At 52.1% G+C, this 22,028-nt stretch carries 19 protein-coding genes; 6 read left to right on the top strand and 13 right to left on the bottom strand.

Annotated features, from left to right (window positions below; all coding sequences use genetic code 11):
* Positions 1-99 precede the first annotated feature (99 nt).
* The 10 genes from AXA67_12200 to AXA67_12155 form a co-directional block, all read right to left on the bottom strand.
* Positions 100-759 carry a sulfotransferase gene (locus AXA67_12200; GenBank protein KXJ39816.1) on the bottom strand — a complete coding sequence of 220 codons (660 nt, stop codon included), beginning with the start codon at positions 757-759 and terminating at the stop codon, positions 100-102.
* A gap of 5 nt (positions 760-764) precedes the next feature.
* Positions 765-1,862 (bottom strand): hypothetical protein, encoded by a 1,098-nt coding sequence (locus AXA67_12195; GenBank protein KXJ40177.1) that lies wholly within the window; start codon positions 1,860-1,862, stop codon positions 765-767.
* Between the two features lie 125 nt (positions 1,863-1,987).
* On the bottom strand, positions 1,988-2,608 hold the full coding sequence (locus tag AXA67_12190) for a hypothetical protein (protein ID KXJ39815.1): 621 nt from the start codon (positions 2,606-2,608) through the stop codon (positions 1,988-1,990).
* A gap of 76 nt (positions 2,609-2,684) precedes the next feature.
* On the bottom strand, positions 2,685-3,776 hold the full coding sequence (locus AXA67_12185; GenBank protein KXJ39814.1) for a glycosyltransferase: 1,092 nt from the start codon (positions 3,774-3,776) through the stop codon (positions 2,685-2,687).
* Positions 3,777-3,778: 2 nt separating this feature from the next.
* Positions 3,779-4,894 carry a hypothetical protein gene (locus AXA67_12180; GenBank protein KXJ39813.1) on the bottom strand — a complete coding sequence of 372 codons (1,116 nt, stop codon included), beginning with the start codon at positions 4,892-4,894 and terminating at the stop codon, positions 3,779-3,781.
* Between the two features lie 35 nt (positions 4,895-4,929).
* Positions 4,930-5,745 (bottom strand): formylmethanofuran dehydrogenase subunit C, encoded by an 816-nt coding sequence (locus tag AXA67_12175; GenBank protein ID KXJ39812.1) that lies wholly within the window; start codon positions 5,743-5,745, stop codon positions 4,930-4,932.
* Positions 5,742-6,638, bottom strand: coding sequence for a formylmethanofuran--tetrahydromethanopterin N-formyltransferase (locus tag AXA67_12170; protein KXJ39811.1), 897 nt, complete (start codon positions 6,636-6,638; stop codon positions 5,742-5,744). Before AXA67_12170 ends, AXA67_12175 begins: the two co-directional genes overlap by 4 nt.
* Entirely contained in the window at positions 6,635-8,302 is a 1,668-nt protein-coding gene (locus AXA67_12165) for a formylmethanofuran dehydrogenase subunit A (protein KXJ39810.1), read from the bottom strand. Before AXA67_12165 ends, AXA67_12170 begins: the two co-directional genes overlap by 4 nt.
* A 20-nt stretch (positions 8,303-8,322) precedes the next feature.
* Complete coding sequence (locus tag AXA67_12160) at positions 8,323-9,576, bottom strand: formylmethanofuran dehydrogenase subunit B (GenBank protein ID KXJ39809.1); 1,254 nt, start codon at positions 9,574-9,576, stop codon at positions 8,323-8,325.
* A 453-nt stretch (positions 9,577-10,029) separates the two neighbouring features.
* Positions 10,030-11,439, bottom strand: coding sequence for a glutamate--tRNA ligase (locus tag AXA67_12155; protein ID KXJ39808.1), 1,410 nt, complete (start codon positions 11,437-11,439; stop codon positions 10,030-10,032).
* A gap of 182 nt (positions 11,440-11,621) precedes the next feature.
* Here AXA67_12155 and AXA67_12150 point away from each other — a divergent pair, with 182 nt between their 5' ends.
* The 4 genes from AXA67_12150 to AXA67_12135 all read left to right on the top strand — a co-directional run bounded on the left by AXA67_12150 (position 11,622) and on the right by AXA67_12135 (position 16,769).
* Positions 11,622-12,218: a TetR family transcriptional regulator gene (locus tag AXA67_12150; protein ID KXJ39807.1), complete on the top strand. Its 597-nt coding sequence runs from the start codon at positions 11,622-11,624 to the stop codon at positions 12,216-12,218.
* Between the two features lie 60 nt (positions 12,219-12,278).
* Positions 12,279-12,557, top strand: coding sequence for a hypothetical protein (locus AXA67_12145; protein ID KXJ39806.1), 279 nt, complete (start codon positions 12,279-12,281; stop codon positions 12,555-12,557).
* Positions 12,558-12,605: 48 nt separating this feature from the next.
* Positions 12,606-13,901 carry a selenium-binding protein gene (locus AXA67_12140; protein ID KXJ39805.1) on the top strand — a complete coding sequence of 432 codons (1,296 nt, stop codon included), beginning with the start codon at positions 12,606-12,608 and terminating at the stop codon, positions 13,899-13,901.
* 309 nt (positions 13,902-14,210) lie between these two features.
* Positions 14,211-16,769, top strand: coding sequence for a hypothetical protein (locus AXA67_12135; GenBank protein ID KXJ39804.1), 2,559 nt, complete (start codon positions 14,211-14,213; stop codon positions 16,767-16,769).
* Between the two features lie 7 nt (positions 16,770-16,776).
* Here AXA67_12135 and AXA67_12130 read toward each other — a convergent pair whose 3' ends face one another.
* Positions 16,777-17,409, bottom strand: a complete 633-nt coding sequence (locus tag AXA67_12130) for a hypothetical protein (protein ID KXJ39803.1) — start codon at positions 17,407-17,409, stop codon at positions 16,777-16,779.
* Between the two features lie 38 nt (positions 17,410-17,447).
* Here AXA67_12130 and AXA67_12125 point away from each other — a divergent pair, with 38 nt between their 5' ends.
* Positions 17,448-18,470: a hypothetical protein gene (locus AXA67_12125; GenBank protein KXJ39802.1), complete on the top strand. Its 1,023-nt coding sequence runs from the start codon at positions 17,448-17,450 to the stop codon at positions 18,468-18,470.
* Between the two features lie 111 nt (positions 18,471-18,581).
* Positions 18,582-19,787 carry a hypothetical protein gene (locus tag AXA67_12120; GenBank protein ID KXJ39801.1) on the top strand — a complete coding sequence of 402 codons (1,206 nt, stop codon included), beginning with the start codon at positions 18,582-18,584 and terminating at the stop codon, positions 19,785-19,787.
* 52 nt (positions 19,788-19,839) lie between these two features.
* Here the strand turns inward: AXA67_12120 and AXA67_12115 are convergent, their stop codons facing one another.
* Together AXA67_12115 and AXA67_12110 are read right to left on the bottom strand one after the other, a co-directional pair.
* Complete coding sequence (locus tag AXA67_12115) at positions 19,840-20,859, bottom strand: hypothetical protein (protein ID KXJ39800.1); 1,020 nt, start codon at positions 20,857-20,859, stop codon at positions 19,840-19,842.
* A 174-nt stretch (positions 20,860-21,033) separates the two neighbouring features.
* Positions 21,034-22,017 carry a cytochrome D ubiquinol oxidase subunit II gene (locus AXA67_12110; protein ID KXJ39799.1) on the bottom strand — a complete coding sequence of 328 codons (984 nt, stop codon included), beginning with the start codon at positions 22,015-22,017 and terminating at the stop codon, positions 21,034-21,036.
* Positions 22,018-22,028 lie beyond the last annotated feature (11 nt).

The following is a 22,028-nucleotide window of genomic DNA, read 5'->3' as shown; positions in this document are numbered from 1 at the left end:
CAGCGGCCATGGATGGCCGCTCCGGGCCTAAATTCATGGACGAATTTCGGTCCGGCAGACCCTTCCCAGTCCCCGGAGAAGCAAACTGACAGAGATAAGTTAAGACATATCAAAACGGTATCCAAAGCGTCGGATATCTTCGGCATAACGGTCGGCCACAAGCTCGGCGGTGGTGTCGTTATAGTAATCCCGGTAATCGCGCCGGTTGTTGGCTTTTCTCAGCCTGGGCAACGGGGTGGCCGGCAATTGCAACCGCCGGCATAGGGTCAAAAAGTCCGATTCCAGATTTTCATACCGGCCCACGAAATCCACAATCATATTTCCGTGAAGATCCACCAAGAAATCTGTCTGCGGCGTGGCGGTCATATCGGCGTGGTACTGAGGGGCTCTTTCCGGGTCCAATTTCCATTGCAGGAAAGCGGTAAAATCCTGGCAGTGGGCAATCAAAGCCGGCCGCTCCCGGCGCAGGTGATGATAGGAACTGACTTGCAAATCCCAGGGGTTGCGCACAAAAGCAAATTTGAACAGGTCATCAAAAAGCTCCCTTGGCAACATTTCCTGGGCGCAAATGGCCTTGGCGTGACGGGGCAGTTTGACTCCCAGCCTGTGACCGGACCACGCGCTTATCCTATGGCAAAACCATTGGGGATAATACCAGGGATCACGCCAGCGGTATTTCCCCAGCGCCCGGCGCACGCTGGTGCCGCCGGTCTTGGCGATATGTATGAAAAGAAAGCGGTAGCGCAGTGACAATAGCATGGGATTTACCTGGTATGGAGCACTTCCAAGAAAACCCGCAAATAGGCATCGGCGCTTTTTTCCAGGGTATAGTCCTCCAGCGCCCGAGGCAAATTCTCCTTGGGCCGCGAAGATTGCAATTGATGGAGGATGGCGCCGGCCAAGGCAGTGGCATCTTCCACCGGCACCAACGGACCATGGGCGCCATTGTTCAATATCTCCCTCGGCCCACTGGGACAATCGGCGGCCACCACCGGCAATTGCAGCGCCAACGCCTCAACCAGCACATTGGGCGAACCTTCCCAGCGGGACGCTAATACAAACAGGTCCGCCCGCTTCATGGCGGCATAGGGATTGGAGGAAAAGCCGGGCATGGCCACTTCCTTGTCAACGCCCAACCGGCGCGCCTGTTGCTGCAGATTCAACCGTTGCCTGCCCTCCCCCAAAATCAGCAACCGGCAATGCCTTTGTTTTCGCACCTGGGCGAATGCTTCCAGCAACACATCAAATCCTTTTTGCCGGGTAAGCCGCCCCACCCCCAGCAGTACCGGAACAGGGTCATCCAGCCAAGGATGATAGTCCGCTGTATCGGCGAGAGCAAACAATTCAGGGGTAATGGTGGGATTGCGAATCACCGTGACCTGTTGACGGGACAACCCCACTGTCTGTCGCAAATCCTCCGCCACCCCATGGGAAACCGCAATCAACCGGTCGGCCTTGGGATACCAGTATTGCATCGGTAAACAACGCAACTTCCTTTGCCAAGCAGCTTTGTGATGCATAGACTCGGAAAGATGGGTCCCCAAGCGCCCCACAATTTTGGTTTCCACTCCAGCAAGACGCCGAGCCAGTAAAGCAGTACGGATTGCCCGGTCCTTGGCGGCAAACAACAGGGGCGGAGATTCCCGGCGCAGATATCGCACCAGTGACGGCAACGCCAGACGGGTGTGGCGGCCCAGATAGATTACCCTGACCCCTTCCAAGGCTGGTAGTTTCCGGTCCCGAGAAGTGGCCAGCAATTCCACGGAAACCCCTCTGTCCCTGAACCCCCGGATCAGATTGAGCACCATCTTCTCCACCCCGCCGCTGCCGGAGAAGTTCAGGAAAACAGGCACTTCTGGAATTACGGGCAATTGATCCCCCACCAGATAAGTTGCTCTGCAGTAGGGGAGGTTAGCGACTTTCTGAATGATCAATCAAAGCAACTGGAGGAATACGTGATAAGTTGGAACAGCTATCTAATACCTGCTCACTTATTATTTCCATATTCGGAAAGTTCAAACGTCAAAGGAGCGGAAGAAATAAGCTTTAATTTCGCCCAGTAAGAACTTTCTCCTACTGTAACCATGGGAATATCAAGATGAGCACCGTCATACCTAGCACTGCATTTCTGCGCATTTACTAATTTCCCACTTATGCAATCTCCTGAAATACATTTTAGCTCAACGGTATAATCTCCTGACTGTGCTTGCTTATTATTGCTGTTCACAACAATGGAATAGGTTTCACCAGCCACAGGGAATAATCGAAGACTTGGAAGATAACAGCTAGCAGAACCTAATGAAAAATCCTTACCAATAAGCCTATTGGAAGAATCAAATACTTCTACTTCGGGGTCGAAATAATCAATACCTTCACAGCTTCCATCAGGAGGAAGTACTATAATTTGAACCCCGGATTCATTACTCACTGATAAAACAAACACATCCACATCATTGGGTTGCTCAAAACCACACGAAACCTTGTCTCCTATTTGAACCGGCGTTGGTTCGTTCCCTTTATTTACACAAGTAAGATCCGATGCCCGAACAGATGACGATATAGATGCTAACAAAACCATCCAAATCATTGAAGATATTGCCATTTTCATGGTGACAGCTCCTTTGTTTTACCTAATGAAAGGTTCATTCTATTTCAGAGCACCAAATCACACAATCACTCTCTGGCTATAATCCCAAAACCCTCCTATAAGCACCCAAACTATTTTCCAGAAAATAAGGTTGTACAGCTTTCTGCAAAACTCCTAATGGAACAGGTTCTTCAAGCAGAGTCCCTATCGCCTGCGCCATCGCCTGCCTATCCCCCACCGGCACCAGTGGCCCATACCGCCCGTCGGCCAAAATTTCCCTGGGTCCGCTGGGACAGTCGGCGGCCACCGATGGGACGCCCAAGGCCAATGCCTCGATCAACGCCACCGGCAATCCCTCGCAGCGGGAGGAAGATACAAAAACGCTGGCTCGCGACAGCCAAGGATAGGGATTGACAAAACCCGGCAGATGGACGCAGTCCGTCAAACCAAGGTCGCAAATCAATGATTCCAGCTTTGACCGCTGGCGGCCTTCGCCCAGGATGATCAACCGGCAAAGCCGCTTTGCGCGGATCTGAGCAAAAGCCTGAATCAAGGTGGCAAAATCCTTGCGTGCGCACAATTCGCCAACCCCAATGATTACCGGGATTTCGTTGTCCGCCAGCCACGGATGAGGGGCTTTTTCCGCCGCCTTTTGAAACATTTCCGGCACAATGACAGGACTTGGCACAACAGTAATTTTCCGTCCCGGCAAGCCACTGACTCGAATAAGATCCTCCGCCGCCCCCCGGGAAGGCACAATAATGCCGTCGGCCCAGGGATAAAAGCAGCGCAGCGAAATCCGTTGACTGGTTCTGGCCCACCAGCTTCTTCTGGCCAGATTTTCCGACACCGTGGTGCCAATCCTGACTACCACCCGGGTCGGGACCTGGGCGATTTTCCTTGCCCACAATGCCGCCCGGTTGACCCGGTCTTTATCGGTCAAAAGCACCTTGGGCCGGACTTTCCGCAGATAGCCCACCAATGCCGGCAACGACGTATTCACGTGGCCGGCTCCCAGATCAATCAGGCGCACGCCTTGAGGCAGGCTTTCCCAGTAAGGTCCGTGATCCCGTAGTCGCAAAATATCCATGGCGATTCCTTTGGCGGCCATGGCGGGAATCAGGTTTTTCATGATCCGGTCCACGCCGCTGTGGCCGGAAGTCGCTAAAAACACGGCCAAATCCGTCATCGTTAAATAGCCAGACCAAAGGCTTTGAGATACTGGGGAATACTCCTTTCCAAAGTATAAGGCGCGGCGCCCTGGCGAAGCACCTCAGGCGCAAGGGGGCGCTGCAAGGTTTCCAGCATTGCCCGGGCCAGGGCCACCGGATGACGCACCGGAACCAAAGGCCCATAACGGCCATAATGCAGCACCTCCGCCGGCCCACAGGGACAAGCGGTGGCCACCACCGGTGTGCCCAGGGCCAACGATTCAATCAAAACATTGGGGCAACCTTCCCAGCGGGAAGACAGTACCAACAGATCGGCCCGGGCCAGATAGGGAAAGGGATTGTCCACAAATCCAAGAAAATTCACATCCCCCGCAACGCCTAATTTTCCCGCCAAAGATTGCAGGCTGTGCCGCTGCCGCCCATCCCCAATCAACACCAAACGGCACCGCCGTTCCTGGCGCACTTTGGCAAAGGCGCGGATAAGCGTGGTGAAATCCTTGGCCCGGACCAAACGGCCAACGCCCAGGATCACGGGCACCTGATTATCATGGAACCAGGGATGTTGCGGCGATGCCTGGGCGCTGCGGAATAATTCACCCGTCACCGTCGGGTTGGGGGCAAAGTGAATCTTGTCATCCGGCAAACCCAAGCTGGTTTTCAAATCTTCCCTCACACCCAGGGAATTGACAATGACCCCGTCACATTGCTGGTAATTCCTGCGAATCCGGCGAATATAGCGGCGATATCCCAAGGGGCCATACTGGCGCCTGCCTTGAATACTCAAGGGACTCCCCACCCGGAAATAGCATCGAAGACCGGCCATAGCCAGCCGGGATTTAACCTCAAGCGCCAGGGAATCATCCTTGAGCTTGGCGGATAATAATATCGCGGGTTGGATATCCGCAATCCTTTGGCAGAGATCCGCTACAAAGGAAGCTGATTTACAGGGTAATGGGATAAGTTGGACCATCGGGGAAAGTTGGTCCAGGTAAGATTGCGCTGTTTCCGGCACCAGAAAATAAACCGGCACTTCCTGCGCTTGAAGCCCATTGGCCAAGTGCACCAGCATGCGCTCTACTCCCCCAGCGCCATAGGTAGCCAAAAGCATTGCCACTGGGGGATAGGCCCGGGTCATTGCGGTGAGTTCTGTCCCTGAATCCAGCGCAACCGTCAGGCCCGAACCAGAATCTCTCCTCTCCCGGTGGAGGCCAAATCCCCACCATACCGGTGCACTCGATTAAAGGCGGATTCGGGTTTGGCAAACAGGCTGTCCAGATCTCTCAAGCCGGAGAACCATAGAGGCAGAAAGGCCAAAGTATGGGTGCCGCAATCTCCATAGGTGGGAGGAACCGATTGCGGAGATTGCCATAACAGCACCGTCCCCCGCCGCAGGGCATAACCGAGATAGGCGCCGGTCTTGCCCATGACGGCAATGGTGCCGGCAATCATGCGGGAAGCGCAGTAATCGCCAGCATCGCCTTCCACCAAAATGATGCCGCGCCGCATTTCATCGCCGCAGCGCGCGCCCACATTGCCTTTGACCAACACCCGTCCGCCGCGCATGCCACGCTTGTTGCCGGGCAAAGCGCCACCGAGAAAATCGCCGGCATTGCCATCAATCTGCACCAGGCCGCCACGCAATTCACACGCAGCGAATATGCCGGCGTTGCCCGTCACCCGTAAGCTGCCCGACTTCATCCCCATGCCCAAATAAGCGCCGGCATCGCCTTCCACGGTGATTTCCAGAGCATCGGCATCTTTACCGATATAATCCAGTTTGGCGCAACCGTTTTGGATCACCAGTTTGGAGGTATCTTCGCCACTCATCTCGAACAGTTCATCCACCCGCAAAGTGCGTTTGCCCATGCACAATTTAAGCGCAGCGATTTCAGCCGGCGTCAAATGAGGCAAACTACTCAAGGGGGAAAGATCCACCCGGCGCGGGGGCTGGGCTTTCAACGTCAGGGTTAACGGATTACCGGTCATGCCAAAATCTCCCGCAAATGAAAGTGATAGGGTCCTAGTTTTCCACCGTAATTCCCGGCACTTATGCGGTGGATGCCCTTTTCCACACCCAGCTCACACACCGCTTCGATGCCGGCTTTCATCGCCTTGTCGATGTCCTCTTTGGTAAGTCCGTCAATCACAATTTCCATCACCGATTCAATTTCCGGCGACAGTTGGCTTTTCGTCACACCTTTCAAAGTAGGGCAAAAGGCATCGTTAGTGGAAGCATTCAGCGCCTTGTATTTAGACCCCACTTTGGAACCCGACCGCACGACCCCGCCAGGGAAGGGCATAATGACATTGGGAATCTTTTTCATTGCCGCTACCGCCGCCTCGCACGCCGCCAGCGCCTGGGGTTGGGACTCGGCCAGAATCAGGAAATTACCGCCACCGACCGCTTCCACCATGTAGGTGGCTTCCTCGGTCAGAAATTCGCCATCCATCACCGGGATGCGCCAGTAACGCTTGCCATTAATGACCTTGGAAATCTGGAACCCATCGCCGTAGTAGCGCATATTTTCTCCCAGGGGGATGGGTTTGCCTTCGTCAATCCCGGCAAACAAGGCGGAAGTCGGCGACGTCAAAACGCATTGCCCGGCCCGGGTTTGCACCTGCTTAGTCAAGCCCTTGCCGCCCATGGCAAAGAACAGGACCGACAACCCCGGTCGGCCATCGGGGGTTTCCTCAGGGCTCAATTCCCGCTCGATTCCCGCCTCGCAGCCGCAGGCAATCACCGAGGTGGCGAAACCGGACATGGCACGGGCGGCATGGTAGGCCCATTCCATATTCAGTGCGGTGATGATGACCCGGGTGGCTTTCATGGGGAAAGCTTCGGCAAAGGTATCGTCGATAGCAATGCCGTTGATAATCATATGCCCCGCCCTCCCCAGCAAGGATGGATAGTGATGCTGCCGCGGCCATCTTCGGAAATTTCCTCTTCCCGGATGACAAAGTTATCCAGTTTCATAGTCATATAACGGTCAAAATATTTTTCCAGGGATTTTTCAATGGCGGGATCGTACTCGGGTTTGACCACATGGGTGGTTCCCCAGACCACCTTCACCACCTCGCCATCCTTGACCACCAATTGACCATCCTTGAAAACATATTTGGGATGGCTGAACATTTTTTCCTTATTGTCATCGGGGACATAAACGGTGATATCCGCCGCGGCCCCGGCGCCCAGGTGCCCCCGGTCCGACAACCCTACCAACTCGGCGGCGCCCGCCCGGGTCATGATGGCGATTTCATACAAGGAATATTCCCTTTCGATGGACGCCAGCGTCGTCATTTTCTGAGCCTCGGGATGCAGGCGGGAAAGTTGCTCGTTACGGAAAGACCGATCCATCAACAGCCGGATCAGGTGCGGATAACTGGTGAAAGGCGCGCCATTGGGATGATCGGTAGTCAAAAATACCTGCCAGGGATTGTCCACCAACAGGAAAATTTCCAGGCCAATGGCCCATTGCAAGGCATTGACGAAGTTCTTGTCCCGGTATTTGAAAGGCACCACCCCGCAGCCGGCATCACACTCGATATCCATGCACACCCATTTATGAGGATGGGCGTGGCCGGCGTTGGCGTGTTGGCGCATATTATCGCCAGAAGCAGTGACTGTTTGGCCAAACAAAATCTGCCCCACATCCACGGTGATATTTTTGTTGGCGTTGATGGCTTCGGCAATCTGGGCGGCGCCGGAAGAAAACTTGAAATCGCCTTCAGTCCCGTAGCTGTGGAACTGAATGTGCGTCAGGTGCATGGGCAGCCCTTCAATGCCGGTAATGGTGTTGAGGGTCGTCTCCATGTTGCCGGGAACCCCCAAGTTGCAGCCATGAACGTGGAGCGGATGAGGCACCGCTAATTCATTGACGGCCGTGGCCAGTACTTTTAGCACCTGGCGCGGTGTAACGCCGTAATATTCGTGTTCCTCATCCAAATCCAGCGCCCGCTGATTGAACTTGAAAGCACTGATGCCACCGGGATTGACCACCTTGATGCCGATGCACTGGCTGGCATTCAAGGTCCAGGCCACATAGTCGTTGATTGCTTTCTGGTCGGCGCCGGACTGCATCATTCGCAGGAGAAAATCGTCACTCCCCAGCATCGCGTAGCCGCCTTTATCGAGTATGGGAATATCCCCCATCTCCATGTGGGCCTGACGGGCATTGACCGGCAACACCGCCGGTTCAAAGGCGGTGGTAAAACCCATCTCGGCATAGCGGTAGCCAGTAGTCAGGGTGCTGGGCGCGGCGTGGCCACATCCTGAACGCAGCAATTCGGTATGGGCCTCGGGATCGGCGCGGTGATCTTCCGGCAACAAGGTGCGGGCAATGTTGACTTTGCCGCCGCCGATATGGGTGTGCATGTCGATGGCGCCGGCCATCACCACCATACCGTGAAGATCGTATTCCTTATCCACATGGGCGCCCGCGGGAGGATCGACAATCCGGCCATCCTGGATATAAAGATCGTGGACGCGGCCGTTGACCCGGTGAGCGGGATCATAAACCGTGCCGCCAGTCAATTTAATAAGCATGCAACTTCCTTAATTGATCATCAAAGAGCTTCTTGAATCGCTTGCAAAACCTGGGCAGTGCTGGGCAATCCCGCTTCCCTCAGCTTGAACAGACGAACCGCCACCACGTTATCCATGCGGTAAGTATGGCCTGCGTGATCGATACCGGGAACGCCAATGGGAATATAGACATCGGGGGATTGCTCGAAGGTCATGCCGCAACGCCCCAGAACAATGGTGGGCAGACCGCACTTGGGCGGGGTGCGGTTGGTATTGTAGGCCGATACCCAAAGCAGGGCATCCGCTTCCCCACTCTCAATCAATACATCGCATGCATTGAGATAGGGGTCATATTCCGGATATCCCCGGCTGAAACGGGTGCGCACCGGATAACCGGTTTGCCACCCGCAAACCTGATTGGCGGTCTGGTCGCCTTCCTTACCCCCCAGAGGCAGGCCGGAGCAGCGGGTGGTTTGATTCAAGTCCTTGACCATCTCGCACAAAATCTGCACCGTCAATTCCGCCTGGGGCCAATCCAACGCTGCCGCCGCCCAGGCGACCACGCCGTAACGGGCGTTTTTCAAGCTATCGGCCAATGATCTGAGTTCTTCCACGGCCACACCACCGACGGCCTCGGCCTGAATAGGCCTGTCATTAATCAGAGCCCGCAACATGCCAACTACGGCGGGAAGGTCTTGGTCAGAACACGCTAGAACCTTGCTGACGCTATTTGGTTGTCCCGAAGGCGCCTTGCCCAGATAAATCACTTCCCGGGCGGAATTTTCAGCAAACATGCCATCCACCCAAAGATGGCGCTCAAAAAAGCGCGGGAATAGGGTTTCCATGTCAACGCCGACCACCACCAGCAGGTCGCAGCGATTTCTGACTTCCGCCAACGTAGTCGTCATCCAGCCACTGTCTTGCAATACCAATATATTGCGCATGGCGGCAGTGCTGTTCATGTTGTCCACCACCGCCCCCAGCCGGTCAGCCAGTGACAACGCGGCCCGCATTCCCGCCACGTCCGTGGCTAGCCCGCCAAGCAAAGGCAGCTCGGCATGCTTCAAAATTTTGGCGGCCTGGGATACGGCTTCCTCCAAGGGCACCGGCTTGCCTGAGATGCTGGGTTGCCGTTCTCCCAAGGGTTCTTCAAAGGCGGGCAGAGTCACATCGTCGCCGTTCTCCAGTACCTCGACTTGATCCCCTCGCACCCTTATTTTCAAATCATCAGCGCCGATGCCGCAAAATGGGCTGGGAACATGTGCCCACAAACCCGGCTCAATTTCTTTGGCCATACGTCTACTCTAAAATTGTATTGGCGGAAAAATGCTTGGATGAACCACCGGCTACCAGGCAAATGGAGCCTGCAGATTCTTATCCCCCCTTAACCCGGATATTTCACCAGCCGGTTTCGGGCTGTTTTGTAATTAACTGATTTTTTACCATAAAATGCTTAAGTTTCATGATTTCTACGAAATCCAATTTGGATTCAGCCCGAATCCTATCCCGGCCCTGGCTTGTCCAGGCACGTCTGGGCTTGGGCTTCCTTCAAGCCATAGCTACGGCTATTGCTTTCAGTCCAGCCCGGCGCCCAGCCGCACCTGTCCTGCGCCATCATCCGGGATGCTGGTGAAATATCCGGGTTAAATATAAGCTTCTAATTATACCACCAGCCCATGTAATTTCAGGATTGAAAATTTGTAAATTCAGCTGTTGCCAATTCCTGGGGTACAAGTAAGGAATGGGGTTTAGTTCTGCCGCTCAATATAGTGAATAGCCCGCTGAATGCGTACCAATGTTTTCTCCCGCCCAAGGAGGTGCAAAGTGACATCGATCGGGGGAGACACCGAAGTGCCTGACAGGGCAACCCGAAGCGGCTGGGCCACTTTGCCAAGCTTTAGCCCCAATGCCTCGGCGGTATCTATTACTATCTGATGGAGCGGCTCCGGTTCCCATTCGCTGATATCCTCGAATTGCTCGTAAAGCTTTTTCAGGGGCGCCAACGCTTCCGGCTTTAAGTTCTTTTTCGCGGCCTTCGGATCGTATTCGTCAAAATCCCGATAAAAGAAAACACTGGACTCGGCCATTTCTACCAGGGTTTTGCATCGCTCCCGCTGGGCAAGGACGACCAACAGGGGATCAGGACCACCTTCCGCCGGATCAATATCTAGCCTTCCCAGGTGCCAACGCAGATGGTGGGCCACGTGCAGGGGGTCAGCGTGCATGATGTAATGGTGATTGAGCCACAATAGCTTGTCGGGATTATAGGTGGAAGCCGATTTATTGACATCGCTGATGTCAAACAGCTCAATCATTTCATCCACGGAGAAAATCTCCTTGTCCCCGTAAGCCCACCCCAACCGGACCAAATAATTGAGCAACGCTTCGGGCAAATAACCCTGATCACGGTATTCCAACACACTCACGGCGCCGTGACGCTTGGACAAGCGGCTGCCATCTTCCCCCAAGATCATGGGAACATGGGCGAATTTAGGCGGCTCGGCGCCCAAAGCCCGCATGATATTGATTTGGCGCGGGGTGTTGTTCAGATGGTCGTCGCCGCGAATCACATGGGTCAACTTCATGTCCAGGTCGTCGACCACCACGGTCAAATTGTAGGTAGGCGTGCCGTCAGAGCGGGCGATAATCAGATCGTCCAATTCTTCGTTACGAAAGACCACGCGACCACGCACCAAGTCATCAATTACCACAGTGCCGGAATCAGGGTTTTTAAAGCGGGTCACCGGCTCAACGCCGGGTTTGGGCTCAGTACGGTTGCGGCAACGGCCATCGTAACGGGGCTTTTGTTTGCGCGCCATCTGTTCCTGGCGCATGGCATCCAGCTCTTCCTTGCTGCAGTAGCAGTAATAGGCCTTGCCTTCATCCAATAGCTGTTGAATCACTTCCCGGTAACGGGGAAAGCGCTCGCTTTGAAAATAAGGTCCTTCATCATAATCCAGCCCCAGCCACGCCATGCTTTCCAAAATAGCGTTGACCGACTCCCGGGTGGAACGCTCACGATCTGTGTCTTCAATCCTCAAAATAAATTGGCCGCCATGCCTGCGGGCATACAACCAATTGAATAAAGCGGTACGTGCACCGCCGATGTGAAGATAACCGGTAGGGCTGGGAGCGAAACGGGTGCGTACGGTGGTCATGTTACGTATCCAGGCGGAAAATTAAAAATCCAGCAATTATACCAAACTGGCTAATTTAGCTTGATAAAGCATATTGGAACCTTTAATGCATAAACTTTTTGGACGATGGCCAAAGCATTGTCACAAAGCAGTAAGTCAATTCAAATATTGCGTTGCTAGACGACCGGTCATATAATACAATTATGAGCCGTCTCCTCAACAAACAACTTAAGCGGGATAAAATCTTGGACCAAGGAGTGCAACTATTAATGGAGCGAGGGTATCACGGGACAGGAATCAAAGATATCCTGGCATCGGTTGACATCCCCAAGGGTTCTTTCTACTACTATTTTCCCAGCAAAGAGGCATTTGGGGCGGAGGTTATCCACCATTATATCGAGCCTTTTATCCAGCAACTCGATGAATTTTTAACTCAACCCGATCTAGACCCAGTCACTGCCCTGCGGCGGTATTTCGAAGCTTTAATTGAAGAATTAATCGAAAACGATTTCAAAGGGGGTTGCCTGTTGGGCAATTTGATGGGAGAAATCGGCGATACCAGCGACACCTGCCGCAAAGCCTTGCAAGAGGCGGTACGTAAATATCGCAACAAAATCAGCCAAGGGTTGGCCCAGGCTCAACAGCGACAGCTCATCCGCACCGATCGAAGTGCCGAAAGCCTGGCTGATTTTATGGTGGATTATTGGCAAGGGGCGTTACTAAGAATGAAAATCGAGCGTTCTCCAGCACCGCTCCATGCTTTTATGACCCAAGTTTTTGAAGAAACCCTGCCCCCATGATTTTTCCAGAGGCCGTTTTGAAAAACAGCCTAATCATTCAACCACACAAAGGAGGCCAAAATGCCTAAATACATTATTGAACGTGAAATCCCCGACGCGGGAAGTCTTTCCCCCGAAGAACTGCAAGCCATTTCCCAAAAATCCTGCGGTGTATTGAGGGAGATGGGACCGGCTATTCAATGGGTTGAAAGCTACGTTACCGGAGACAAAATCTACTGCGTTTACATCGCGCCCAATGCCGAAGCCATTAAAGAACACGCCGCCAAAGGGGGATTTCCCGCCAACCGAATCAGCGAGGTTAAAACCAAAATCGATCCCACAACAGCAGAAGCAAAATAATCATCGCCTTCAATGAGGGTGCAAATCAGGCTGAAGAGGATAATACTTATGCGATTACTAAATTTGATACTCATCACACTAGGCCTGCTTCTCGGGCAACAGGGCTTCAGTGATGAAACGCCGCTTTCCCCCTACATGGCCAAAATAGTGGGTCAAGAAGACTTTGTCTACGTCTGGACTTTGGGCATGGAAGGCCTGGGGGATGGTTCCGATAAACTGGTCACCATTGATACCAACCCGGAATCGAAAACCTTTGGCAAAGTCATCCACACGGTTTCCGTCGGTGGCCGGCACGAAGCCCATCACTCGGGGTTTACCGATGACCGTAAATATTTGTGGGCGGGCGGTCTTGATACCAGCAAAATTTTTATCTTTGACGTCCACTCCAACCCGGCCAAGCCCAAACTGGTGAAGGTGATCGACGATTTCGTCGCCAAAAGCGGCGGCGTGGTCGGTCCCCATACCACCTATGCCCTACCTGGCAGGATGATTATCAGCGGTTTATCCAATAACAAGGATTATGGCGGACGCACGGCCTTGGTCGAATACACCAATGACGGAAACTATGTCGCCACCTACTGGATGCCCACCGACGATAATTTGCGAGGCGCCATCAAAACCGGCAAATACGCCGATGGCTATGGCTACGACGTCCGCGCCCTGCCCCGCCTGGATATCATGCTGACCTCCTCTTTTACCGGCCATAAGAACTACATGCGCGATTTCGGTGAGCTGGTGCAAGACGAAAAAGCGATGAAGGAATTTGGCAATACCATGGTGCTGTGGGACTTGCACGACCGTCGACCCAAAATGATCTTCGATGTTCCCGGCGCGCCGCTGGAAATCCGTTGCGCTTGGAATCCCAACCATAACTATTGCCTGACCAGCACCGCGTTGACTGCCAAAATCTGGCTGATTTATCTGGATGATAAGGGTAAATGGCACGCCAAAGCAGTTTCTGATATTGGCGATCCCAGCAAAACGCCCCTGCCAGTGGATATTTCCATCGAAAGCGACGATAAGCGGCTGTGGGTAACAACATTCATGGACGGCACTGCCCATCTATTTGATATTTCCGATCCCTTCCATCCTAAAGAGGTTTACAAGAAAAAAATCGGCGCCCAGGTCAATATGGTGTCCCAAAGCTGGGATGGAAAGCGGGTGTATTTCAGCTCTTCCCTGTTATCGAAATGGGACAAAAAGGGGAAAGACAACGAGCAATTCGTCAAAGCCTATCGCTGGAATGGCAAAACCTTATCTCCCCTGTTTACCATCGATTTCATCCAGGAAAAACTGGGCCGTCCTCATCAAATGCGTTTTGGCGCCCACGCGCTTTACCGTTAGGACTTAGGCTGAGGGGTGGTCTGCTTCGAAGAACGCTGTGAATACCTCTCTGTAGGTAAGGCTTTCGAAGCAGACTATCTGCCCCGGCTTGAATAGATGACAAAGCCCTGAATAATTTCCTTGCAGGGATTGCTTTTTTTTATTGAGCAATTTAAAGTAGCGAAAAACTGATATAGTCATCAGTTCTTACCGAAAAGCCCTATCCCCGCTTTTCCCAGAATTAATCATCAGATGCCCTTCCCCCGCATCCTTTAACCGGAGGAAGCCGCTTGCGAAACAAGCAAAGCTTCCCCAGGATTCGTTCATTTGATGAAAAGCATGCTTAAACCCCTGCAGATGATGATTTCTTCGAAAGACATTAAACTGCGCCAAACCTTTCTAGGCATTTCTAATCAAGATAAGGCTATTTTGGGCCAACACCGTTCCCGCTTGCAGCATCATGGCAAGCAATTTGTCGGCCGCTTCTATCAACACCTGCAAGGTTTCGAGCCCTTACAAAAACTGCTCGACCCCCCGGGAAAAGTCGAACGCTTGAAGGAAACGCTCACCCAATATTTCAATACCCTGGTGGCTGGCCGCTGTAATCAAGACTATGTCAAGGGAAGGCTTAAAATCGGTCAAACCCATCAACAAATTGGCCTGGAACTCAAATGGTATTCGGGCGCCTATGCTCTTTATTTGAACCATATCCTACCAGCGTTGTGGCAAGACCCGGAACTGGACCAAGAAACTTGCGCCCAATTGACTCAAGCCCTGGTCAAACAAGTTTTCTTCGATATGGGTCTGGCCCTGGAAACCTATGTTCATTCCGAACGGGAACAAATATCGGCGTTGAAAACCTATGCCGAACGGATCATAGAAAGCGCCCCTTGCGGCCTGGCCGTCACCACCCAGTCACTAAAAATCCTCACTGCCAATCCGCAATTGACCAAAATGCTTGAATGTAAGGATCCAGTCAATCGACAACTCAATGCCTTATTATCCATACCTGATTTATCTCATTTGGCCAATTCGGTAATACATAATCGCTGCACCTTCGCCCTCAACTTTGAATATGTCCGCGGCAATGGCCGCCATTGTCTGTATCACATTGAGATAGCGCCTATAAAATTGAATGACTTATTTGCCGGCGAGGGCGATTTTGGCCTTGTTTTCAGCATCGAAGATTACACAGAACAGGAGGCTCTCAAACTTTTCAGTTCTCAAAAAAGCGCCCACCTGGACGCCCTGATGGACAGCGTTCCCGACGGCATTATTACGTTTCGCGCTAACGGTACCTTAGAAGTCTGGAACCAGGCCCTGGAGAAACTTTTCGGCTATAGCGCCCAAGAGTTACAAGGCAGCAACATCAGCAAATTGCTTTTTCGAGAGCGGTACCGGCCTATTTTCTCCCATTACCTACTGGAACATCTCTGGCAACATAAAAGGGACCATTTAGAAGCCTTTGGCCTCAACAAAGAGGGCAATTTGTTGCATCTGGAGGTTGCCGTAAATTCGGTAACTCACTCTAATCCGCCATTATTTCTAGCCGTATTACACGATATCAGCGCCCGAAAAAAAGCTGAAGCCGATCTGAACCGGCTGGCCAGATACGATTCTCTCACCCACCTTCCCAACCGGGATCTCTATTTGGAACGGCTGCAATCGGAATTATCCCGCGCCCACCGGTATCAAAAGCTTTTAGCGGTCATGTTCTTGGATCTGGATGATTTTAAACAAGTCAATGACAATTTTGGGCACCTGGTCGGTGACCTGTTGCTCCAGGAAGTCTCTTGCCGGCTCTCTCAACATATCCGTGAAACCGATATCGTGGCCCGGTTCGGCGGTGATGAATTCACCTTTGTCATTACCGATCTGACCTCCTTGGAAAGCGCTTATACCATTGCCAATAAGATTCTAGAAGCCTTCCATCAACCCTTCTCTTTGAAAGGGCGGGAATTCTTTGTCAAAGCCAGCATCGGCATTAGCCTTTACCCCATCCACAGCAACGATCCCCACACACTGCTCCGGTACGCGGATGCCGCCATGTACCGCGCCAAATTCCAGGGACACAACCGAATCTGTTGCTACAACGCCGAAATGGAAACCGAAGCCGCCCATCAAGTGACCTTGGAGAGTGAACTGCACCGCGCGCTGGAGAGAAGAGAACTAAGTTTGGTCTATCAACCCAAAATCATGCTGGAAACAGGTGCCATCATGGGGTTTGAAGCCCTGCTTCGCTGGCACAACCAGCAACTGGGTAATGTCCCCCCTGACCACTTCATTCCCGCGCTGGAAAATCTGGGATTGATCCATGACATAGGAGAATGGTGCCTGCGAACCGCCCTGACGCAAATTCACCGGTGGCAAATGAATTATCACCAGCCACTGCAAATTGCCGTCAATATCTCCAGCCATCAAATCGGTGAAGAGCAATTCGCCGAACGGGTACTAAAGCTCCTCGAAGAAGAAAAATTACCCGCACCCAGCCTTGAGCTGGAAATCACTGAAACAGCGTTGATGGAAAGAAACCGATGTACCATGAACAACATCCAAATCCTCAGGGATGCCGGGGTGCGGTTCGCTATCGATGATTTTGGCACGGGTTACTCTTCCTTGAGCTATTTGCGCAACTTCCCATTCAATACCCTAAAAATCGACCGTATTTTTATCGAGCATCTGGATACGGCCGAAGACTTGGCTCTAGCCCAACATATCGTTGGTATCGGCCATAGCCTGGGGCTTCAGGTGGTTGCCGAAGGGGTGGAAGACCAAGAACAAATGGCAAAAGTCACTCGCTTGAAATGCGATCAAGTCCAAGGTTATTTATTTCACCGGCCAATGGCAGTCAACGAGGTGGAGAATGTCTTAAAAGATGCGTTTGCCTGATTTGCAATTAGCCACTACGGCTTTTGGGCCAATAATCGCGAACCAGACTATTGACGAAATCGCTAAATTCAATCACTTGGGCAGCCAACGTCGTGACCTTGCAACGTTGGGTACGCGCTTGGCTGCGCAAACTTTCATACGCTTCCCGGTAAGGCATCCGATACCGTTCCATCAAGACACCGACTGCCGCATTGATTTCCCGATTGCGTACCAGCGCCTTTTGCAGACGGGCTTCCCGTTCCTTCAATGTGCGCAATTCCCGGGCCCGTTGCAGACCAATTTCCAAGGTGGGAAGCAAATGGTTGATAGCAAAGGGTTTCACCAAATAACCCAAACCGCCGACGGCGGTAGCTTTTTCGACGGACTCCCGGTCATCATAGGCCGACAAAAACAGCACTGGGATACCGTCTTCCTGGCTCAACCGCTCGGCAATTTCCGGGCCACTCAAGTCGGGCAACCGCACATCCACCAAGGCCAAGTCAGGTTTTGCGCTCTTTGCCTGCTTTATCGCCTCATTGCCACTGACCGCCTCAAACACTTCATACCCTTGGGCCCGCAAACCGCTCGCAAGGGTTCCCAAAATCAACCGGTCATCATCCACCAAAAGAATTTTGGTTTTTTTCTTTGTCTCAGAATTCATTGTGCATAATCCTTCTCCAGTTTAATCATAGTTTTATTATGAACCAAACTGACAACCAATTCGAGAATCAAGACCTTTCCCAACCTTGCAATTGTTACGATTCTGCACTCATTGGGGCAATGCAAATCGACGCCGAAGGAAGAATTCAAAGCGTCAATACTTATTTTGCCTCCATGCTGCAATGTACCGTCAACGATCTCATCGGCGAACACTGGGAAACCCTGCTTTTTGCCGAGGATCTTAAAACCATGCAGCAGTGGTGGAAGGATCTGTGGCGAACGCGCCAACCCCAAACCATAGAAGTCAGGTTCTTCTCCCGATGGAAAAATACCGCTATTCCTACCCTAGTTTCTGCTCGCATTCTTCCAGATCAGGGGCAACTGCTGCTGATTCTCCAAGACATTACCGAAATCAAGGCCAAAACCGAAGAAATCCTCAGCAAGGAAAAGCAAAAATATGACGTATTGATTCGGGAAATTCATCATCGCATCAAAAACAACCTGCAAGGCATTGTTGGCCTGCTCAATAACGAACGCCTCAACCACCCAGAGGTTTCCACCCTTCTCGAAGCCCCAATACGGCAAATCAATTCCATCGCCCTTATCTACAATTTAAGAAGCCGCAGCCCCGATGACAGGATCTATTTATGCGATCTGGTCAAAATCGCCACCCGGGCGAGTCAGAAATTCGGCCAAGTTCCCGTTGTCACGGAAATACCTAACTACACCATTGAAGTAAACGATGGAGAAGCGGTTTCCTTGACCTTGGTCATCAACGAACTGCTGTTTAATGCCATCAAACACAGCAACGTAGCCGATCCCAAGGTTATCCTATCTGTGGAAAAAACCCCTGACTGCGCCAAAATACGCATTCGCAATCGCTACCAAGGAGAGCCGTTGAGTTTGGATATGATGACTGGCACAGGATTAGGGACCGGCTTGCAGTTGGTCCGATCTTTACTGCCAAAAGATCACTCAGCGCAGCTAACCTTCCAACACGAGGAGGAAGAAGTCGTTGCCGAACTGAAACTGCGAGAACCGCTAATACGGTTTATTTGTTAGTCCGCCATTTTGGAAATATTGGAAAAATGGCATACTGAAATCATATTCAATCATGCAGAAGAGGCTAAAGCCCCGCAATCAGGTAAACCTGCGGTTTAGGAGGTAACCGTTATGTTGAATTCAAAATGCTTGTTGGTCACGGCGATCCTAACTTTCTTTTTTACTTTACCCAGTCAATCTTTCAGCGCGGAAAGTCATCATGAATGGGCAAACTTGGGAGATAATCTGAATCCCTATCCTAGTGATTTTATCGGGAAATTCTCCCTAAGCGCCGATCCCAGGAAAAATCCTGTACTCGCATTTTCCCACACTGACCGGGAAACCTATGCATCAGAAACCTTGGTCATGAGATGGCGGAATAAACACTGGGAAATGATAGGCGAGCCTTTGGCTGGATTGAAAAATCCCTCCATCGGGCAGGATGCGGAGAAAAACCTTTACCTTTGCGCTGCTGGACGTGGCGGGATTGTCTCTGAGTCTGACGATATCAAAGGCGGCCCCTATGTATTTCGATGGGACGGACAGCAGTGGCAACCAATTGGCGGCTCCATCGCAAAAGAATCAGGGAATTGGAGCCGTCGCCGATTCAATGTCAATGCCTGTGATGGCATTGTACTGGATAGTTCTGGTGCTCCCATTGTCACCTGGAGTTCTCACGTTGGTTCGAAAGCCCACTTTGCCTTTGCTGCCCGCTGGGATGATGACCTTAACCAGTGGGTATCTCTCGGAGAATCTTTAACCAGTTTTGCCGGACGGGCAACGCGAGCCTATATCGACATCGATTTGAAGGACCGGGTGTATATCGCAACCCATCGGCCCGGTGGGTCCTACGGCGGGAATAATACAACCGAAGTCTGGCGCTGGAATGGCGAAAAATGGCGGCAATTGGGAGGAAACATGCCCAACACTCGCACGCCTGTGATCGCCGTGTACGACAACAAAGTCTACCTGGCGTTGACTGACGTGGAAACCGGGCAAATTAAAGTGATGCGTTGGAAAGGCAAGCGCTGGAAGGAATTGGCCAGTCCCGGCTACGGGGAAAATCCCGTGCTGGATTTCACTTTAAGAGGTAAAGTGGTAACTGCCTATATTGATAAGGAAAATCCCGAAACTCCATTTGTTCGCGTCAAACTCCTAAGAAAGAAAAGGTGGCGACCCGTAGGTAACGTAGTCAGCGAATTACCAACAAATATATATTCTGAACTGGACATTGCCATTGACGCAAAAGGCAGGCCGACGGTCGCCTGGTCGGAAAGCGATTTTAGCGAAGAAACAACAGGGTTGTTTGCGAAACGTTATCACAAGATAAAAAAATAAGCAGAAATAGCCGCAGATCTTTGGCAGACCGTCTCAACGGTCTGCCTTTGCTTTATTCAGCCATTAACTCCGCGGGGAAAGGGTGAAGAAACAGCTCAATAGCTGGATCAACGAAATCAAGACAAGCGAGGTTTTCTCGAAGCAAAGTCATGAGGGAACTCACCGCCGTTTCCTTTTCCCCACACGATTCGATCGCTTGATCAATGGCCTGGATAGTTGATGGATTGAGTTGGCTTGCCAATGTCTGCGAAATCGCGTGCACAATTTCCAGCAAGTTGCGCCGATTTTCTTCACGCTTCAGTACCGCCATCATTTGCTGGAGATAATTGACAGATAGATTGGCTACTTTGCGATTCTGCAACATCTTTCCCAAGCGCTGATAGGCATTGAAGCTCCGGGCCATGAGCAAATAGCGATGACATTGATGAAAATCCTTCAGCGCTTCCAGAGTCAACGAAGTGCCTCCTAAATCTCGCCAACGGCTGTGGGTAAAAACCCGCAGGAGAAAATTGCCGCGCTTCTGCGCATCTTCCAAATCTTGTTCTTCTATTACAGGTAACGCCGGATAAACCCTTTGTAGAGAACCGGAAAAAGCCCCCTGACCAAAATGGTGCATCAACCCCCCATTTTTCTCATAAACCGGCACATTACCCAAACCGCAGCTGGGTGAGTTGCGTTTGGCAATTAGACCGTCCATTGACGCCATTTCACCAACCTGTGACCGCACAAAATCCGCCATTTTCTGGGTATGGTCCAGGTTCGGATCATTGACCTCCAGCAATTTAATCCCGCTTTCCCCTGCCACCAGTTGAATCGGCGGCCGGGGGATGCCAAGGCCGATAGCCACTTCAGGACAAAGGGGTATGAGATCCACGTCCTTGGCAAGCGCGATGACATCAAGGTGACACTTATGTCTCCCGTCATATCGCACCTCTTGTCCAAGAAGACAAGCGCTGACCAGGAGTCTGGGACGAATTTCTAACTTCATCAACCTAAACTTAAATTCTGCAAGTATTTCGGCATTCGGCTGCCGAATCAAGCCTTTATGCTGCGTTGGCTGCGCCAATTTCATGCTCGAAGTGGCGCTGCTACTCCTGCGCGAAAATCGGCTTGCCGCCTTGCCTAAAGCCTTGCTTGGCACCCTCGGTGCTCGCATCACTTGCAAAATTTAGGCTAAATATTCTACCGGCATCCTGAATGATGGCATGGGATAAATACAGCTATTCCAAAAAATAGACCAGACACATCACTCCACTGCCACTCCTGGAAAAGGCTCACCATTAATCAGTGACTCTCCGTTGCTCTCGTACCACCAAACAATGCCATCCCAAATTTCCTGGGCGGTCTCTGCATACCAGAATAATTCCTTATCTTCAGGGTCGATGGTCCCCTCCTCTACCAGAAAATCAAAATTAACTGCCCGCTGCCAATATTCCTTCCCAACCAGCACCACAGGCAAGGGGCGGATTTTGCGGGTTTGGACTAAGGTCAGGGTCTCGAATAATTCGTCAAAAGTGCCGTATCCGCCGGGGAATACCACCAGTGCCTTGGCCCGAAGCAAAAAGTGCATTTTGCGCAGGGCGAAATAGTGGAATTGAAAACACAATTCCGGGGTAATATAGGGGTTGGGAAATTGCTCGTGGGGCAAGGTGATATTCAGGCCGACGGTTTTGGCGCCCACATCGAAGGCGCCGCGATTGGCTGCTTCCATCATTCCCGGACCGCCACCGGTCATGACCACCAGGCGGCAATCGAGAGGGCCGTGGCCGGCATGACCCACCAGTCGGCCAAATTCCCGGGCAATATCGTAGTAGCGGCTTTTGGCGGCGATTTTTTCCGCCACTTTGACTCGCTGTTGCAGTTCCCCGCTATCGGGCCGTTTGGCCAGTGCTTCCTTCAGCACTGCCAGTTTCCGTTTCGCCGCCGCCGGTTCTGGAATCCGGGTACTGCCAAACACGACGATGGTGTTGCGCACCCCGTTTTCCTGCAATCCCAATTCCGGTTTCATGTAATCCAGTTGCAGCCGCGCCGGGCGGGTTTCATAACGGTTCAAAAATTGAACATCCTGCACCGCCGGCCGGTAACTGGGGCTGGCGAGAATTTGCTGAACCCGGCGGGGGGCATCAGGATCCTCTTCCGGCGGTTTGGGCGCTTGCCAGGGCAAAGGCTCCAAACGCTGAGGGGATACGGGTTTGGGCAACAATGGATGGGAAGGTGATTGTTCCGCCATTAGCAACTCCT

Source organism: Methylothermaceae bacteria B42 (assembly GCA_001566965.1).
Classification (GTDB): Bacteria; Pseudomonadota; Gammaproteobacteria; order Methylococcales; family Methylothermaceae; genus Methylohalobius.
The sequence above is the reverse complement of the archived record's forward strand: the minus strand, read 5'-3'. Positions and strand labels throughout refer to the sequence as shown.

What these genes read in the sequence shown, in the direction of transcription:
- AXA67_12200 (KXJ39816.1), bottom strand. Translation starts at nt 759, where the DNA reads ATGCTATTGTCACTGCGCTACCGCTTTCTTTTCATACATATCGCCAAG.
- AXA67_12190 (KXJ39815.1), bottom strand. Translation starts at nt 2,608, where the DNA reads ATGAAAATGGCAATATCTTCAATGATTTGGATGGTTTTGTTAGCATCT.
- AXA67_12185 (KXJ39814.1), bottom strand. Translation starts at nt 3,776, where the DNA reads ATGACGGATTTGGCCGTGTTTTTAGCGACTTCCGGCCACAGCGGCGTG.
- AXA67_12180 (KXJ39813.1), bottom strand. Translation starts at nt 4,894, where the DNA reads ATGACCCGGGCCTATCCCCCAGTGGCAATGCTTTTGGCTACCTATGGC.
- AXA67_12175 (KXJ39812.1), bottom strand. Translation starts at nt 5,745, where the DNA reads ATGACCGGTAATCCGTTAACCCTGACGTTGAAAGCCCAGCCCCCGCGC.
- AXA67_12170 (KXJ39811.1), bottom strand. Translation starts at nt 6,638, where the DNA reads ATGATTATCAACGGCATTGCTATCGACGATACCTTTGCCGAAGCTTTC.
- AXA67_12165 (KXJ39810.1), bottom strand. Translation starts at nt 8,302, where the DNA reads ATGCTTATTAAATTGACTGGCGGCACGGTTTATGATCCCGCTCACCGG.
- AXA67_12160 (KXJ39809.1), bottom strand. Translation starts at nt 9,576, where the DNA reads ATGGCCAAAGAAATTGAGCCGGGTTTGTGGGCACATGTTCCCAGCCCA.
- AXA67_12155 (KXJ39808.1), bottom strand. Translation starts at nt 11,439, where the DNA reads ATGACCACCGTACGCACCCGTTTCGCTCCCAGCCCTACCGGTTATCTT.
- AXA67_12150 (KXJ39807.1), top strand. Translation starts at nt 11,622, where the DNA reads ATGAGCCGTCTCCTCAACAAACAACTTAAGCGGGATAAAATCTTGGAC.
- AXA67_12145 (KXJ39806.1), top strand. Translation starts at nt 12,279, where the DNA reads ATGCCTAAATACATTATTGAACGTGAAATCCCCGACGCGGGAAGTCTT.
- AXA67_12140 (KXJ39805.1), top strand. Translation starts at nt 12,606, where the DNA reads ATGCGATTACTAAATTTGATACTCATCACACTAGGCCTGCTTCTCGGG.
- AXA67_12135 (KXJ39804.1), top strand. Translation starts at nt 14,211, where the DNA reads ATGAAAAGCATGCTTAAACCCCTGCAGATGATGATTTCTTCGAAAGAC.
- AXA67_12130 (KXJ39803.1), bottom strand. Translation starts at nt 17,409, where the DNA reads ATGAATTCTGAGACAAAGAAAAAAACCAAAATTCTTTTGGTGGATGAT.
- AXA67_12125 (KXJ39802.1), top strand. Translation starts at nt 17,448, where the DNA reads ATGAACCAAACTGACAACCAATTCGAGAATCAAGACCTTTCCCAACCT.
- AXA67_12120 (KXJ39801.1), top strand. Translation starts at nt 18,582, where the DNA reads ATGTTGAATTCAAAATGCTTGTTGGTCACGGCGATCCTAACTTTCTTT.
- AXA67_12115 (KXJ39800.1), bottom strand. Translation starts at nt 20,859, where the DNA reads ATGAAATTGGCGCAGCCAACGCAGCATAAAGGCTTGATTCGGCAGCCG.
- AXA67_12110 (KXJ39799.1), bottom strand. Translation starts at nt 22,017, where the DNA reads ATGGCGGAACAATCACCTTCCCATCCATTGTTGCCCAAACCCGTATCC.